Annotated in this window: 13 protein-coding genes; 7 read left to right on the top strand and 6 right to left on the bottom strand. The window is 57.5% G+C overall.

The window, feature by feature from the left end; genetic code table 11:
• Positions 1 to 4: 4 nt before the first annotated feature.
• The 6 genes from ACR0DL_RS10010 to ACR0DL_RS09985 form a co-directional block, all read right to left on the bottom strand.
• Positions 5 to 772 carry an SDR family NAD(P)-dependent oxidoreductase gene (locus ACR0DL_RS10010; protein WP_170377069.1) on the bottom strand — a complete coding sequence of 256 codons (768 nt, stop codon included), beginning with the start codon at positions 770 to 772 and terminating at the stop codon, positions 5 to 7.
• Positions 772 to 2,481, bottom strand: a complete 1,710-nt coding sequence (locus tag ACR0DL_RS10005) for an IlvD/Edd family dehydratase (protein WP_170377071.1) — start codon at positions 2,479 to 2,481, stop codon at positions 772 to 774. Before ACR0DL_RS10005 ends, ACR0DL_RS10010 begins: the two co-directional genes overlap by 1 nt.
• Positions 2,482 to 2,505: 24 nt before the next feature.
• The gene (melA, locus tag ACR0DL_RS10000; protein WP_480688894.1) at positions 2,506 to 3,846 is read right to left on the bottom strand and encodes an alpha-galactosidase; all 1,341 of its coding nucleotides are present in this window, start codon (positions 3,844 to 3,846) and stop codon (positions 2,506 to 2,508) included.
• A gap of 21 nt (positions 3,847 to 3,867) precedes the next feature.
• The gene (locus ACR0DL_RS09995; RefSeq protein ID WP_170349905.1) at positions 3,868 to 4,716 is read right to left on the bottom strand and encodes a carbohydrate ABC transporter permease; all 849 of its coding nucleotides are present in this window, start codon (positions 4,714 to 4,716) and stop codon (positions 3,868 to 3,870) included.
• Between the two features lies 1 nt (position 4,717).
• Positions 4,718 to 5,641 (bottom strand): carbohydrate ABC transporter permease, encoded by a 924-nt coding sequence (locus tag ACR0DL_RS09990; protein WP_170349904.1) that lies wholly within the window; start codon positions 5,639 to 5,641, stop codon positions 4,718 to 4,720.
• 97 nt (positions 5,642 to 5,738) lie between these two features.
• Complete coding sequence (locus ACR0DL_RS09985) at positions 5,739 to 6,998, bottom strand: ABC transporter substrate-binding protein (RefSeq protein WP_170361732.1); 1,260 nt, start codon at positions 6,996 to 6,998, stop codon at positions 5,739 to 5,741.
• A gap of 141 nt (positions 6,999 to 7,139) precedes the next feature.
• Here ACR0DL_RS09985 and ACR0DL_RS09980 point away from each other — a divergent pair, with 141 nt between their 5' ends.
• The 7 genes from ACR0DL_RS09980 (at position 7,140) to ACR0DL_RS09950 (ending at position 14,609) form a co-directional block, all read left to right on the top strand.
• Positions 7,140 to 7,946 (top strand): IclR family transcriptional regulator, encoded by an 807-nt coding sequence (locus ACR0DL_RS09980; protein ID WP_170361731.1) that lies wholly within the window; start codon positions 7,140 to 7,142, stop codon positions 7,944 to 7,946.
• Positions 7,943 to 9,001 carry an ABC transporter ATP-binding protein gene (locus ACR0DL_RS09975; protein ID WP_170377075.1) on the top strand — a complete coding sequence of 353 codons (1,059 nt, stop codon included), beginning with the start codon at positions 7,943 to 7,945 and terminating at the stop codon, positions 8,999 to 9,001. Before ACR0DL_RS09980 ends, ACR0DL_RS09975 begins: the two co-directional genes overlap by 4 nt.
• Before the next feature lie 159 nt (positions 9,002 to 9,160).
• Positions 9,161 to 10,120 (top strand): dihydrodipicolinate synthase family protein, encoded by a 960-nt coding sequence (locus tag ACR0DL_RS09970; RefSeq protein ID WP_170361729.1) that lies wholly within the window; start codon positions 9,161 to 9,163, stop codon positions 10,118 to 10,120.
• The gene (locus ACR0DL_RS09965; protein ID WP_170377077.1) at positions 10,111 to 11,043 is read left to right on the top strand and encodes a 4-hydroxyproline epimerase; all 933 of its coding nucleotides are present in this window, start codon (positions 10,111 to 10,113) and stop codon (positions 11,041 to 11,043) included. Before ACR0DL_RS09970 ends, ACR0DL_RS09965 begins: the two co-directional genes overlap by 10 nt.
• On the top strand, positions 11,040 to 12,278 hold the full coding sequence (locus tag ACR0DL_RS09960; RefSeq protein WP_425081960.1) for an NAD(P)/FAD-dependent oxidoreductase: 1,239 nt from the start codon (positions 11,040 to 11,042) through the stop codon (positions 12,276 to 12,278). The genes ACR0DL_RS09965 and ACR0DL_RS09960 overlap by 4 nt, the downstream gene beginning before the upstream one ends.
• 9 nt (positions 12,279 to 12,287) lie before the next feature.
• The gene (locus tag ACR0DL_RS09955; RefSeq protein WP_480688891.1) at positions 12,288 to 13,313 is read left to right on the top strand and encodes a trans-3-hydroxy-L-proline dehydratase; all 1,026 of its coding nucleotides are present in this window, start codon (positions 12,288 to 12,290) and stop codon (positions 13,311 to 13,313) included.
• Positions 13,314 to 13,439: 126 nt separating this feature from the next.
• The gene (locus ACR0DL_RS09950) at positions 13,440 to 14,609 is read left to right on the top strand and encodes a tetratricopeptide repeat protein (protein ID WP_480688889.1); all 1,170 of its coding nucleotides are present in this window, start codon (positions 13,440 to 13,442) and stop codon (positions 14,607 to 14,609) included.
• Positions 14,610 to 14,681: the final 72 nt, after the last annotated feature.

The following is a 14,681-nucleotide window of genomic DNA, read 5'->3' as shown; positions in this document are numbered from 1 at the left end:
GGCTTTACCCCGTTACGACAACGCCGCCATCGACGGCCATGCATTGCCCGGTCATCGCGCGGCTGGCGTTTGAGGCCAGAAACAAGGTCGGTGCAACCATATCCTCGGGCGTCAGGTGTTCTTTCAGGCATTGACGGTCCAAATGCGCGGCCAGATCTTCGGGCGTGGCCCACATGTCCAGCTGTTTCTGCGTCAGAACCCAGCCCGGAGCCAGCGCATTCACGCGGATGTTCTGCGGCCCAAGCTCGCGCGCCAAGGATCGCGTCATCCCGGTGATCCCGGCATTTGAAGTGGTGTAAATCGGATAACCTGCATTACCCATCATGTAGCTGATCGAGCTGAAATTGACGATAGAACCTCCCTTATCCTGCATCTGGCGCGCGGCTTCCTGACAGGCAAAGTAATAGGCCTTGAGGTTCACTTCTATCATCCAGTCCCAGAACTCGGATGTAGTGTCCTCAAGCGCGTGGCGTTTGTCATTGGCAGCGTTGTTGATCAGCACGTTCAGGGGGCCATGAGCCTCGGCCGCCTTTTGCATGGTGGCGTGCAGCAATTCGGTATCTGTCATGTCGCCTTGCATGAACAATGGCGCGCGGCCGTGTTTGTCGCGCATCTCTTCGACGAAATCGCTGGCGTCGGACCGGCCGATGAAGGCAACGTTTGCGCCTTGGGCCAGAAACCCGTCCGTGAGCGCGGCGCCCACCCCCGAGCCGCCGCCGGTAATATAGACGGATGCACCGTTCAAATCGTGGAAAGTGGCGGGTTGGTCCATCAGTGGCTCTCTCTGGTCACAAGGCGTGTGTCTTTGCCGACAAGGAAATCAAGGTCCGCGCCCTGATCGGCCTGCAGCACATGATCAATATAAAGCTTCGCGTATCCGCGGGTGTAATGCGGGGCGTCGGGTTGCCATGCTGCGCGCCGGGCGTCCAGTTCCTTTTGGTCCACCAGCAACTCCAGCTCGCCCTTGCTGGCGGATACGCGAATGCGGTCGCCGGTTTTTACCAGTGCCAATGTGCCACCCGCCTGCGCCTCGGGGCTAACATGCAGGATTACAGTGCCGAACGCTGTGCCTGACATCCGCGCGTCCGAGACGCGGATCATGTCGCGCACACCCTCTTTCACCAGCCGCGCGGGGATCGGCATATTGCCGACCTCGGGCATGCCGGGATACCCTTTGGGGCCACAGCCTTTCAGCACCAAAATGGTCTCAGCCGTGACAGGCAGATCGTCGCGGTCGATATTGGCCTTGAGGTCTTCAATGTTCTCAAAGACGTAGACTTCGGCCTCGGTCTCCAACAGCGCGTCCGTCGCGGCCGAGGGTTTCACGATGGCGCCGTTCGGGGCCAGATTGCCGCGCAGCACGCGCAGGCCCGCGGCGGGTTTCACCGGATCGTCAAAGGGGCGGATGACGTCGCGGTTAAAACATTCAGCCCCTTCATAATGGGCCGAGATATCCTTGTTCAAAACCGTTTTCGCGGGCCGCAGGAAGGGTTTCAGCTCGGACAGAACGACGGGAACGCCGCCTGCGTAACAGAAATCCTCCATCAGGTATTTGCCCGAGGGCATGCAGTTCACCAAAAGGGGAATGTCTGAACCGATTTCGAAGTCTTTCAGGGTCAGATCGACTCCGACGCGGCCTGCCAATGCTAGCAAATGAACCACCGCATTTGTCGATCCACCCACGGCGGCGTTGGCCAGGATGGCGTTTTCAAACGCTTCCTTGGTCAGGATGTCCGAGGGTTTGAGATCTTCGTCCACCATCTCGACAATCCGTTTGCCGGTCAGATGTGCCAGCGCCATGCGACGGGCGTCGACAGCGGGCAGGGCGGCGTTGGTGGGCAGGCTCATGCCCATCGCTTCGACCAGCGACGCCATTGTGCTGGCCGTGCCCATCGTCATGCAAACGCCCGCACTGCGCGACATTCCGGATTCCGCACTCATGAAATCCTGCAGGGTCATTTCACCTGCGCGTACGGCTTCAGAGAATTTCCAGACGTCTGTGCCTGACCCGATATCCTGGCCGCGATATTTACCATTCAGCATCGGGCCGGAACTGACCACAATAGACGGCAGATCAACCGAGGCCGCACCCATCAATTGACCCGGTGTGGTTTTGTCGCAACCTCCCAACAGGACAACGCCGTCGATACCATAGGCGCGGATCGATTCCTCAACATCCATCGCCAACAGATTGCGAAACAGCATGGCGGTGGGTTTCATTTGCGTCTCGCCCAGCGACATGACCGGGAATTCGACCGGAAAACCTCCGGCCTCCCACACGCCGCGTTTGACCCCTTCGGCCAGGTCACGCAGGCCCGAGTTGCAGGGCGTTAGTTCCGACCATGTGTTGCAGATCCCGATGATGGGGCGCCCGTCAAATGCGTGGTCTGGAAAACCCTGGTTCTTCATCCACGAGCGGTGGATGAACCCATCTTTGTCCAGCTTGCCATACCAGTGCTGTGATCGGCGTTTCTTAGTCATTTGGTCTGCCTTCTATTCTTAGGGTCAGGCGGCTTTTGCGGGTTTGCACCAGTCCGGCAGCCAATCGGCATGGGCGATGAGAAGATCATCAACCATGTTGCGGATTTGGCGCAGGTCCAGTTCGGCGGCAGTGTGCGGGTCCATCATGGCGGCGTGATATATGTATTCGGGGTTCCGGTCGACCAGCGCACGCACCGTTAGCTCCTGCACGTTGATCTGACTGCGCATCAGCGCGATCAACTGCGGTGGGATGTCCGCGACCACCGATGGCTGCACGCCGTTGCTGTCCACCAAGCACGGGGTTTCAACCGCAGCCCCCAAGGGCAATTGCGGGATTTGGCCTGTGTTGGGCAGGTTGCCATAGGCAACGTAGGGCGTGTCGGTAACGATGGCGTTCATCAGATCGGCGGCGAATTCATGGCTGCGGGTGACATTAATATTGCGCCCGTCGGTCAGGGTCTTAGCCTGTTCTTTCCAACTGGCCACCTGTTCGACGCAGCGGGTGGGGTATTCGTCCAGCGGGATCGAAAACTGCTCGATTAGGTCCGACCGCCCATCCTTGATAAACCACGGCACGTATTCCGCCAGATGCTCGGAACTTTCGGTGCAGAAATAGCCCAGATGGTCCATCACCTCATACCGGACCTTGTTGGGGCAGCGTGGCATCAACAGCGGGGCCTTGGGTATCTGACCACTTGCGTACCCTTGCCGCAATGCGGGGTAGAGATCGCGCCCCTGGTGTTCCAACCGCAGAAAGAAGGCGACGTGATTAACGCCAGCGACCTTATAGCGAAACTCGTCCTTAGGCAGGTCCAGATCATGGGCCAGCTCTTCGACCGTGTTCTGGACCGAGTGGCAGAGGCCAACATGCTTCACCGCTGGAAATTGCTCGGCCAGCCCCCAAGTGTTGATCGCCATTGGGTTGACGTATTGCAACAGGGTTGCATTCGGGCACAGCTGCATCATGTCTCGCGCCACATCCCACAGAACAGGAACCGTGCGCAGGCCGCGCATGATGCCCCCAATGCCCAGCGTATCAGCTATGGTTTGTCGCAGACCGTACTGCTTGGGAATTTCAAAATCGGTGACTGTGCAGGGTTCATAGCCGCCAATCTGGAAGGCGGTGATCACGAAATCCGCTCCATCCAGCGCCGAGCGGCGGTCATTATGGGTGGATACGGTCGCACCCGATCCGACCGAGCGGATCATCGCACGGGCGACCGCCTCGCTTTCAGCCAGGCGTTCGGCGTCGATATCCATCAGCGCAAAGTGGCTGTCGGCCAGCGCAGGGGTCAGCAGGGCATCGCCCACGATGTTCTGCATGAAAATCGTGGAACCCGCACCAATAAAGGTGATCTTGGTCATAAGGCGAACTCCGGTTCGAAGCTATTTGACGGCACCGAGGGTCAGGCCCGCGATGAAGTGTTTCTGCATCAGGAAGAACATGGCCACCGGCGGCAAGGCTGCCACGATGGAGCCGGCGCTCATCAACTGATAGGCGGCGCGGAATTGTGCGTTAAAGCTGGTGATGCCTGCGGTAACAGGTTGGCTTTCGGCCCCTTGGGTCAGGACAACGGCCCAGAAATAATCGTTCCAGATGAAGGTGAAGATCAGCACGCTGAGCGCGGCGATGGCTGGTTTCATCAGTGGCAGGACCACATACCAGAAGATACGCCATTCGCTGATACCTTCGACCCGGGCAGCTTCGATCAGCTCAAACGGAAGGGCGCGGATGAAGTTGCGCATGAACAAGGTGCAGAACCCAGTCTGGAAGGCGATGTGGAACAGGACGAGCCCGGTTTTGGTGTTGTAGAGACCTAGCTGCAGCGTCAGGTCGCGGACCGGAACCATCAGAATTTGAAACGGCACGAAATTGCCTGCCACGAACATGAAGAATATCCAGATGTTCGATTTGAACTTGTAGATCCCCAGCGCGAACCCGGTCATCGTGCTGAGCGCGACACACCCGACCACCGTCGGGATGGTGATCAGGAATGAGTTCAGCAGATACCGTGGCATGTCCGAGTTAAAGAACACCTGCCCGTAGTTGAACGCACCCTCAAAGCTGGACGGCATGCCCCAATAGTTCGCGTTGGTGAAGTCCGCAGCCGGTTTAACCGAGAACAGGGCGACCGCCAGCAACGGACCCAACCACAACAGCAAGGCTAGTGGCAGCATAGCCTGATAGCTGATCTGCGCCGCGCGGGATTGTTTTTCGATGGGTTTGGGAAACATCTCAGTGCCCCTTTTCTTCACGGTACATCGACCACAGGAAGTAGGCGATGAAGCAGAGCATGATCAGGAACAGGATCACAGCGATGGCGGCACCATATCCCATACGGAAGCCGTATTCGGACAGCGCGACCTCGAACATGTAATAGGCCAGCACGCGGGATGATCCGAACGGGCCGCCCTGGGTCATGATTGAAATCAGATCGAAGCTGCGCAGCGCGCCGATGATGGTCACGACAAAGGCGATGAACGTGGCGGGGCGCAGTTGCGGCAGGATGATGTGCCATAACATCCGCAGGCCCTTGGCGCCGTCCAGACGCCCGGCCTCGATCTGTTCGGGGTCCACAGCGTTCAGGCCCGTCAGGTACAGGATCATGCAATAGGCGGTTTGCGGCCACAGACCGGCAAAGATGATGCCATAGGTGACAAAGCGCTCATCCCCTAGCACGTTCAGCGGCTCGATGCCGAACAGACCGAGGAATTCATTGAGCAGGCCGAAGGTCGGGTCATAGAACCACGTAAAAACGAGGCCGACGACGACCTGAGAAATAACGAAGGGGAAGAAAAACAGCGATTTGTACAGGCGGATGCCCCAGACCGTCTGGTTCAAGAGCAGCGCGATGAACAGGCCCGCCGGGATCGCGGCCAGATAGAGGATCAGCCAGATCAGGTTGTTTTTCAACGAGGTATAGAATGCATCCCGGTCAACCCATTCCCAATAGAGGTCTTCATAGTTGCGAAAGCCCACATATTCAGCCGCCCCAAGCCCATCCCATTCATAGAGGGACAGGTTGAAGGACTGGAACACCGGGATGATCACATAAACCATGAAGAACAGCAGGCCCGGGGCCAGAAACAGCCAGGGCGCAATGCGTTGTTGGTTTCTGTGGAACCAGCTTTCCTGTTCTGGGACGTCGACGGCTGACATGAGCAAACTCGGGTTTTAGGTAGGTTGAGTAAGACGGGTTACTACCCGTCTTACGCAGGATGAGGTGCAGGCCGGGCTTTCGCCCGACCCGACCGGTTCAGTTGTCGTAGATGCGCTGACGTGCGCGTTCCAGTTTCGCAAGGATGCGGTCGGCATTGTCCGGCTTGACCATGAATTCCTGAAACCCTTCCATTGACACCTTGGCCATTTCAGCCGGCGCGTCACGATCCCAGAACTGCGCCACGCCACCGGGGCTGTTCGACGACAGCATCTCGAAACCCTGTAGCAGGAACTTGTCGTCATCAACGGTTGATTGCGCGTTCACTGGCAGTTGGCCGAGATTGGCGCCGTTGTTGATCTGGGACTGTTCATCCGCGGATACAACGAAGCGCAGGAACTCACGTGCGGCTTCCTTGTTCGATGCATTGGCCGGGATGTGGAACGTGTCGGTCGGCGCGTCCTCGGCCAGTTCAACGTCAGGGTTGATGGCGACGAACTGGTAGAAATCCAGTTGATCATCGGTCAGCCCGGCCTCGCGCAGCGGAGCGACGGCGAAATTGCCCATCAGATACGCCGCGGCCTCGCCGTTGACCATGAAGGGTAGGGCCTCTTGCCAGCTATAGGTCTGGTGGTTGTCGATGAACGCACCCATGTCGATCAGCTGTTTCCAGTTGGCGAAGGTTTGCTTGACCCGGTCGTCTTCCCAGCTGATTTCGCCATTGGCAAGTTGGTTGTGGAAGTCGAAGCCGTTTGTGCGCATGTTCAGGTAGTCGAACCAGCCACCGGCAGTCCAAAGGAACTTGGTGCCGATGGTGTAACAGGCGCGACCGGAATCGACGATCTTCTGACAGTTGACCAGCTCTTCTTCCCAGGTGGTCGGCTCGGTCAGGCCCAACTCATCAAAGATGTCTTTGCGGTAGTAAACGCCCCATTGATAGTAGGTATAGGGCACGCCCCATTGCTTACCATCAAGGGTCATCGCACCTTTGGTCGAGGCGAGATTGTCTGCGATCTCGGGTTCGGCCCAAAGATCGGACACGTCTTCGAACAGGCCGGCCTCAACATAGGGCTTCATCCGGTTGGCTGCATACCATGTCGCAACGTCCGGTGTGTCCGCCGTAAGGAAGTTGCGGATCTGAGTCTTATACGCCTCGCGGTCGATCACGGTGGTTTCAATCTCGAGCCCCGGATGCTGTTGCGCGAACCGATCGATCATCGCTTCCATCGTCGCGCGGGGCGCCGGGTTCGATGTGTCGAGGAAGATTCGCAGCTCGCCGGACAGTTCGGCTGCTACTGGCGCGGCAAGTGCCGCACTGGCCGCCAACGCCACCGCAGTACGCTTGAACATGGAATGCATGGTTTCCTCCCTTAGCTTCCATTTTTAGTTTCAAATAATGAAACCGTGTTTTATATATTGAAAACTACACATCGACTCGGTTAGTCTTGTCAAGACCCTCGTGAAGATGGCGATGGGTCAATAGGAGGAGAACACACGCCAGTGGCAGGTGACGGAACAATAGGAAAAGCATGTGAGGTGCTGGATCAGGTGGCGGCTTTTGCGCGCCCGGTCCGATTTGCGGAACTATTGGAGAGCAGCGATTTCCCCAAGGCTACGCTCTATCGGTTTCTGCAAACGCTGACCAATCAGGGCATGTTGTCATATGACCCTGATCGGCAAACCTATACGCCCGGTTTGCGGCTGGTGCGGCTTGCGCATTCGGCCTGGACACAAAGCTCATTGGCGCCGATAGCGCGGCCGTTTCTGGATGCTTTGAGCGCAGAGACTGGGGAAACGGTGCATCTGGCGCAGCTGGATGCCAGTCAGGTTCTGTACGTCGACAAGCGCAACGCCGCGCAACCGATCGAGATGTATTCGCAGGCGGGCAAGGTCGGCCCGGCCTATTGTACCGGCGTCGGTAAGGCGATGATGGCGTATTTGGATGAGGTCGCGCTGGAGCGCGCCGTTTCTCAGCAGAGCTATCACCGATTCACGGATAAAACCCTGACCTCTGAGGCGGCGCTACGCGCTGACCTCGACCTGATCCGCAGTCGCGGCTATGCCATCGACGATGAAGAACACGAGCCGGGCATTATTTGCATCGCTTGTCCGATTCTGACGTCGGGCGGGCGGATGCTGGGGGCAATTTCGGTCACCGGATCGACCGAGCGGATGAATTTCGAACAATTGGAAACCTGGGTTCCCCGTGTTCGCCGAGTGGCCGAACAGATCGGAGCCGAAGCACAGGCCTGGCGGTTCCCCGAGACCCGCCAAAGCGCCGACAACAACAGGATGCAAGCGACATGACCGGAGTGACTCTGAACCAGGCGATCAAGCGATATGGCGAGACGCAGGTAATCCACGGTATTGATCTGGACATCGAAGATGGTGAGTTTTGTGTTTTCGTTGGCCCCTCTGGCTGCGGCAAATCCACTTTGCTGCGCATGATCGCGGGGCTTGAAGAGACGACCGAGGGTCAGATTAATATTGGTGCGCGTGACGTAACCCATATGGATCCGGCCAAGCGTGGCGTGGCGATGGTGTTTCAGACCTACGCTCTGTATCCGCATATGACTGTGGCCGAGAACATGGGCTTTGGTCTGCGTATGAACGGGGTGGCCAAATCCGAGATCGACCAAAAGGTTGAGCAGGCGTCGAATATCCTGAAACTGGATCAGTACCTCAAACGCAAGCCCAAGGCCCTGTCTGGTGGTCAGCGACAGCGGGTTGCCATTGGCCGCGCCATCGTTCGGGGACCCGAGGTGTTTTTGTTCGACGAACCTCTGTCTAACCTCGACGCTGAACTGCGTGTCGAGATGCGGGTCGAAATCGCGCGGCTGCACAATGAGATCGGCGCAACGATGATTTATGTGACCCATGATCAGGTCGAGGCGATGACCATGGCCGACAAGATCGTGGTATTGCGGGACGGCCGGATTGAGCAGGTCGGCGCGCCGATGGATCTGTATCGCGACCCGGACAACCGCTTTGTTGCTGGGTTCATCGGCTCGCCCGCGATGAATTTTCTGGAGTGTGATTTTGCGGACGGTAAAGTCTCGCATCCCGCCCTTAGCGCACCGTTGAAGGTGACGGCCAATGTACCTGCGGGACTGAACAAGGTGACCCTGGGCATCCGTCCCGAACATATCGAAGTTGATCGTGCAGCCGAAACCTGCGCCGTTGATCTGACCGAAGCGCTTGGTGGGGTAAGTTATACCTATCTGTTGACCCCCAATGGCGACAAGCTGATCATTGAAGAGCGCGAAGACCAGCGCAGCAAGCAAGGGGAGCGTATCGGTATCACCGTGCGGTCAGATCGAGCAATGCTATTCGATCCTGAAACCGGGCAACGGTTCCGGTAATCGCAAAATCCTGAGTGAAGCAAAACGCACCGGTCTCTGTGATCTGGTGCGTTTTCGTCAGCCGCAAATTTTCTGGATTTTGTATCCAATATCCGTTATGGCGAGTCAAAAGGGTGAATTCAACCCGCCTCTACGTTGCCTATTGGAAGGAAAACTTCGATGACGACCAATGTTTTCACCGGCACCATGCCTGCTCTTATGACCCCCTGTAAGGCTGATCGCACACCTGATTTCGACGCGCTGGTGCGTAAGGGAAAGCAGATGATCGACGCGGGAATGTCAGCGGTGGTCTATTGCGGCTCGATGGGGGATTGGCCGTTGTTGACAGACGCACAGCGGATGGAGGGTGTTGAACGGTTGATCGATGCAGGGTTGCCCGTGGTGGTTGGGACCGGTGCCATCAATACAAAATCTGCTGTGGCCCATGCGGCCCATGCGCAAAAGGTTGGGGCGGTTGGCCTGATGGTAATCCCGCGCGTGTTGTCGCGTGGCAGCTCTCCGGCAGCGCAAAAGAACCATTTCCAGGCGATCCTGACCGCCGCGCCGGATGTGCCCGCGATCATCTACAACAGCCCGTATTACGGATTCGCCACGCGGGCAGACCTGTTTTTTGCCCTGCGCTCCGAGCATCCAAACCTAATCGGATTCAAGGAATTCGGCGGCAAGGAAGATCTGCGTTATGCGGCCGAAAACATCACCAGTCAGGATGATCAGGTCACCCTGATGGTCGGCGTGGATACCGAGGTTTATCATGGCTTTGTCAATTGCGGCGCGACGGGCTCGATCACCGGGATAGGCACCGCCTTGCCGCGTGAGGCATTGTTGCTGGCCGGGTTGTCCAAAAAGGCGGCCCAAGGCCATGCCGAGGCCCGCCAGCGCGCGCGAGAGCTGACCGAGGCGATCCATGTGCTGTCCAGCTTTGACGAAGGCCCTGACCTGGTGCTGTATTACAAGCATCTTCTGGTGCTGAACGGGGAACAGGAATACCGTCTGCACTTCAATGAAACGGACGAGTTGACAGATGCGCAGCGCAACTATTGCGAACAGCAATATGACCTATTCCGCACATGGTTCGCCGACTGGTCCAAACAGGGCGGAGTAATCGCTGAATGCATGTGATCGACAGCCACACCGGGGGCGAACCCACACGGGTTATCCTAAGTGGCGCACCCGATTTGGGTTCCGGCCCGTTGGGCGAACGCGCCCACCGGTTGGCGACAGACCATGAGGAGTTCTATCGCTCGATCATGTTAGAGCCGCGCGGCCAGCCTGCCATGGTTGGCGCGCTGCTGGTCGAGCCGGTTGATCCGACCTGTGTGACTGGCGTGATCTATTTTGACGTGGATGCCGTGCTGGGCATGTGCGGTCACGGAACCATCGGGCTAACCGTCACGTTGGCCCATCTGGGGCGGATCGGTGTTGGACAACATCGCATTGAAACGCCTGCTGGGATCGTAACGGTCGACCTGCACGACGCCAACACTGTCACCGTCACGAATATCGAAAGCCGCCGGGTGCATCGCGGGGTGACGCTGGATGTGCCGGGTTATGGCGCGGTGACCGGCGATGTGGCTTATGGCGGCAACTGGTTCTTTATCGTTGATCCCAGCCCTATACCGGTGGAAACTGAAAATATCCCTCAGCTGACCGATATGACCGTTGCGATCCGAGAGGCCTCGATTGCGCAAAGGATTGGCGGAGAACAGGGTGAACCGATCGATCATGTGATCTTTCAGGGCGCCTCGGATGATCCGGCGGTCCATGGTCGCAACTTTGTGCTGTGCCCGGACGACAATTATGACCGGTCCCCCTGTGGCACCGGCAGTTCCGCGCGTCTGGCCTGTCTGGCCGCTGATGGGGTGCTGAAACCCGGCGAAGAGATTGTGCAACACAGCGTCATAGGCAGCGCCTATCACCTGTCCTATCAGCCCGGCACGAATGGTGGTGTCATCCCGTCGATAACCGGGCGGGCCCATATTATGGCCGAGGCGACGCTAATCTTTGGGGACAATGACCCCTTCAAGGCGGGCATTAACCTATGACCTCGCGGGTCGTCGTGATTGGCGCGGGGGTAATCGGCATCACAACCGCGCTTGAGTTGCAGCGCCGGGGCCATCGCGTTCTGGTTCTGGATCGTGAGGGTGTTGCAGCACAGGCCTCGGCCGGGAACGCAGGCGCATTTGCCTTTTCTGAGGTCGAACCTCTGGCAAAGCCAGGGATTATGCGCAAGGCACCTAAATGGCTTCTGGACCCACTGGGGCCGCTGTCCGTACCACCTGCTTATGCACTGAAAATCGCGCCGTGGATGTACCGGTTTTGGCGGGCCAGCCGACCGGGACGGTATCAAGATCACCTGCGCGCGCAGGCGCGTCTGATGGACTTGTCCCGCGCGGCTTTGGACCGTTTGGTTACTTCGGTGAACGGCGAAGCGATGATGCGGCGTGACGGACAAATGCAGCTGTACGAAAGCGAGGCCGAGTTCCGCGCCAGCCTGCCCGAGTGGGAGCTGCGGCGCCAACATGGGATCGATTTCGAACTGCTGGACAGTCGCGAGGCACTTGTCGAAAAACAACCCGGCCTGAGCCCCCGTTTTACCCATGCAGGGTTCACGCCGAACTGGATGAACACTGTCGACCCTAAGAAATGGGTTGCGCATCTGGCCCAGACCTTTCGCGATCGTGGAGGGCAGATTGAAATTCAGGACACGCGCGCGCTGACTGCTGATGAAGGCGGCGTGCGGATCGCTCTGTCAGACGGTGAGAAAAAGGCAGCCAAGGTGGTTCTGTGTGCCGGCGCATGGTCGCATCACCTTGCGCAGACACTGGGCGACGCGATTCCGCTTGAGACTGAACGTGGCTACAACACTACCCTTCCTGCTGGTGCGTTTGACCTGCGTATGCATCTGACATTTGCGGGCCACGGGTTTGTCGCCACACGAATCAATGGCGGCGTTCGGATCGGCGGAGCGGTTGAATTGGGTGGGCTGACCCTTCCGCCGAATTACAAACGAGCGGACGCGTTGCTGAAAAAAGCGGTGCAATTCCTGCCCGGATTGAACACTGATGGGGGATCGCAGTGGATGGGGTTCCGCCCATCCCTGCCAGACAGTCTGCCGGTGATCGGAGCCTCGCCGAACGCGCCGGACGTCATTTATGCCTTTGGCCACGGTCATCTGGGTCTGACGCAATCGGCAGGAACGGCTGAATTAGTCGGAGCTTTGATTGACGGGCAACCTTCTCAGATTTGCCTAACCCCTTTTTCCGCCACCCGGTTCTAAGGACAAGACATGCGCAGCATCAAAACCATCCACGTGATTTCGGCCCATGCAGAAGGTGAGGTGGGGGATGTCATCGTCGGCGGGGTCCAGCCACCGCCCGGAGAAACCCTGTGGGATCAGCGCGCGTTCATCGCCCAGGATCAGACTCTGCGCAATTTTGTATTGAACGAACCCCGCGGCGGCGTGTTTCGCCATGTCAATCTGTTAGTGCCACCCAAACACCCCGAGGCGGACGCCGCCTTTATCATCATGGAGCCCGAAGACACGCCGCCCATGTCGGGATCGAACTCGATCTGCGTGTCGACGGTGCTGCTTGATAGTGGGATCATCCCGATGCAGGAACCCGAAACCTATATGACGCTTGAGGCGCCGGTGGGATTGGTCCGGGTCCGCGCAGAATGCCGGGACGGCAAGGCCCAGCGTATTAACGTGCAGAACTTGCCAAGTTTCGCCGACAAGATCGCAGTACCGTTGGAGGTTCCCGGCGTTGGTACGTTGACCGTGGACACGGCCTATGGCGGCGACAGCTTTGTGGTGGTCGACGCCGCCGCACTTGGGATCGAGATTGTTGAAAATGAGGCCCGCGATATTGCGCGCATGGGTGTGGCGATCACGAATGCCGCCAACGAACAGCTTGGCTTTGCCCATCCCGAGAACCCGGATTGGAACCACATCTCATTCTGCGCCTTTTGTGGCCCGCTTGAGTCCACCGAGACTGGCCTGACCGGTAAATCCGCAGTTGCCATCCAACCGGGCAAAGTTGACCGGTCACCCACTGGTACCGCAGTCTCGGCGCGTATGGCATTGATGGCGGCCAAGGGACAGATGACGGTCGGCCAGACATTCGAGGCGGTGTCGATCATCGGCTCTCGCTTTACCGGTCGGATTGTCGCCGAAACCCGCGTCGGCGACCGCCCGGCCATCACCCCCGAGATCAGCGGCCGTGGTTGGATCACCGGCATCCACCAGCACATGCTGGACCCAGACGACCCCTGGCCCCAGGGATACCGGTTGAGTGACACGTGGGGCGTGTGATCAATCACCGCGGTTGCGCGTGTGGTTTTTATGGTTCACTTACAGCAGGTTGACGGTAAAGGCATCTTGAGAATGGGCCGGGGATAACCACCTAAAGGTGAGTATCTCTGACCCAAAGGAGCCTAGATGCATATACGCCTTGCTGCCCTGATCGTTGTGATTACGGCATTGCTGCTGTCGAGTAATTCACCGTCCAAACTTGACGCGGTACACGCAGAGCTGACTGCAGCATGTCTGGGTAATAAAGGCAGCACGTCCCATATAACCGGCGCGTGTACTACGTTGATGGACGTTGAGGGGCTCACTCCGGCGTATCAAAGCACGCTACTGGGGGCACGTGGTTGGGCCTTCTACTGCGATCGCCAATATGAGAACGCCATTGCGGATTATAATCAGGCTCTGGCTTTACGATCCAAAAATGCGACTGCGTTTCTGAGACGCGCTATGGCTTTGGACGCTCTGGGAAACAGCGAAGCGGCTGTAGCCGACTACGCAAAAACACTGTTGATAGATCCAAACAACACGAATGCGTTGCTTGGAAAGTCGGAAATTGATGAAAAACAAGGAAGATTTGCTGAAGCTGTTTTGGGATATGAGCGGGTGCTTGATATTAAGCCTGATAGCCGAAAAAGCGGTTATGCAATTGCCTATTTGCTAACTCAAGAAGACGGAAAAGATGCGGTCAAGACGTTCTTGGATCAGGCGTCAATGCGTTGGCCAGAACAGATTTGGGCCTACGAACTGCTTGTGGAATACCACCTAAGCTACACCAGTGATTACCTTGGCGCGTTGGCAGCTGTGTCAGAAATTGATCGGTTGACGTCCGACATTGGGACAGTGCTGCTGCTACAGGCCCGCGTGCACCTTGAGATTGGTGATGAAAAGAAGGGGATAGAATACGTTCAGAAGCTTGCTGCATATCAGCATGAAGATGATGACACAATGAAAGGCATTTTCATAAAACGGTGGTTCTACAATGCCGTCGGATGGTTTTTGTGGAGAAATAAAGAAGAAATGATGCTCCGAGGCTATCTCTACGCGGTTATGGGACGACCGGACTTGGCGGTGTCAGAGCTAGAAAATGCTCTGCCATCGTTTGGATACAAAGGACGAAAAGCGATATTGGATTCCTTCGGCAAGCAAGGAATATCAGTTCCACGCCAAGCGTATGACGGGTCACCTGAGCATCTTAATAAAGCGATTTCTGACTACGTTTTACATGCGGGCAGATTGATCGAGCCCCTAAAGTTTCGCTCCGTAAGCACAGCGCCGCATGATTTGGTAAAAGTTAAGTAAGGCTAAGCTAAACGGCTGAATGTTTAAGCAACCTCGGGATTTCTCAACCCCGTGTCAATTTGCGCCCCCACT

Source organism: Ruegeria sp. BB5, assembly GCF_056539405.1.
Note: the sequence above shows the minus strand (reverse complement) of the source record. Positions and strands in the feature narration are given on the sequence as shown.

Excerpts from the sequence above, each read along its gene's own strand:
- ACR0DL_RS09995 (WP_170349905.1), bottom strand. The coding sequence starts at position 4,716 with ATGTTTCCCAAACCCATCGAAAAACAATCCCGCGCGGCGCAGATCAGC.
- ACR0DL_RS09985 (WP_170361732.1), bottom strand. The coding sequence starts at position 6,998 with ATGCATTCCATGTTCAAGCGTACTGCGGTGGCGTTGGCGGCCAGTGCG.
- ACR0DL_RS10005 (WP_170377071.1), bottom strand. The coding sequence starts at position 2,481 with ATGACTAAGAAACGCCGATCACAGCACTGGTATGGCAAGCTGGACAAA.
- ACR0DL_RS09990 (WP_170349904.1), bottom strand. The coding sequence starts at position 5,641 with ATGTCAGCCGTCGACGTCCCAGAACAGGAAAGCTGGTTCCACAGAAAC.
- ACR0DL_RS09955 (WP_480688891.1), top strand. The coding sequence starts at position 12,288 with ATGCGCAGCATCAAAACCATCCACGTGATTTCGGCCCATGCAGAAGGT.
- ACR0DL_RS09965 (WP_170377077.1), top strand. The coding sequence starts at position 10,111 with ATGCATGTGATCGACAGCCACACCGGGGGCGAACCCACACGGGTTATC.
- ACR0DL_RS09960 (WP_425081960.1), top strand. The coding sequence starts at position 11,040 with ATGACCTCGCGGGTCGTCGTGATTGGCGCGGGGGTAATCGGCATCACA.
- ACR0DL_RS09950 (WP_480688889.1), top strand. The coding sequence starts at position 13,440 with ATGCATATACGCCTTGCTGCCCTGATCGTTGTGATTACGGCATTGCTG.
- ACR0DL_RS09975 (WP_170377075.1), top strand. The coding sequence starts at position 7,943 with ATGACCGGAGTGACTCTGAACCAGGCGATCAAGCGATATGGCGAGACG.
- melA (WP_480688894.1), bottom strand. The coding sequence starts at position 3,846 with ATGACCAAGATCACCTTTATTGGTGCGGGTTCCACGATTTTCATGCAG.
- ACR0DL_RS09970 (WP_170361729.1), top strand. The coding sequence starts at position 9,161 with ATGACGACCAATGTTTTCACCGGCACCATGCCTGCTCTTATGACCCCC.
- ACR0DL_RS10010 (WP_170377069.1), bottom strand. The coding sequence starts at position 772 with ATGGACCAACCCGCCACTTTCCACGATTTGAACGGTGCATCCGTCTAT.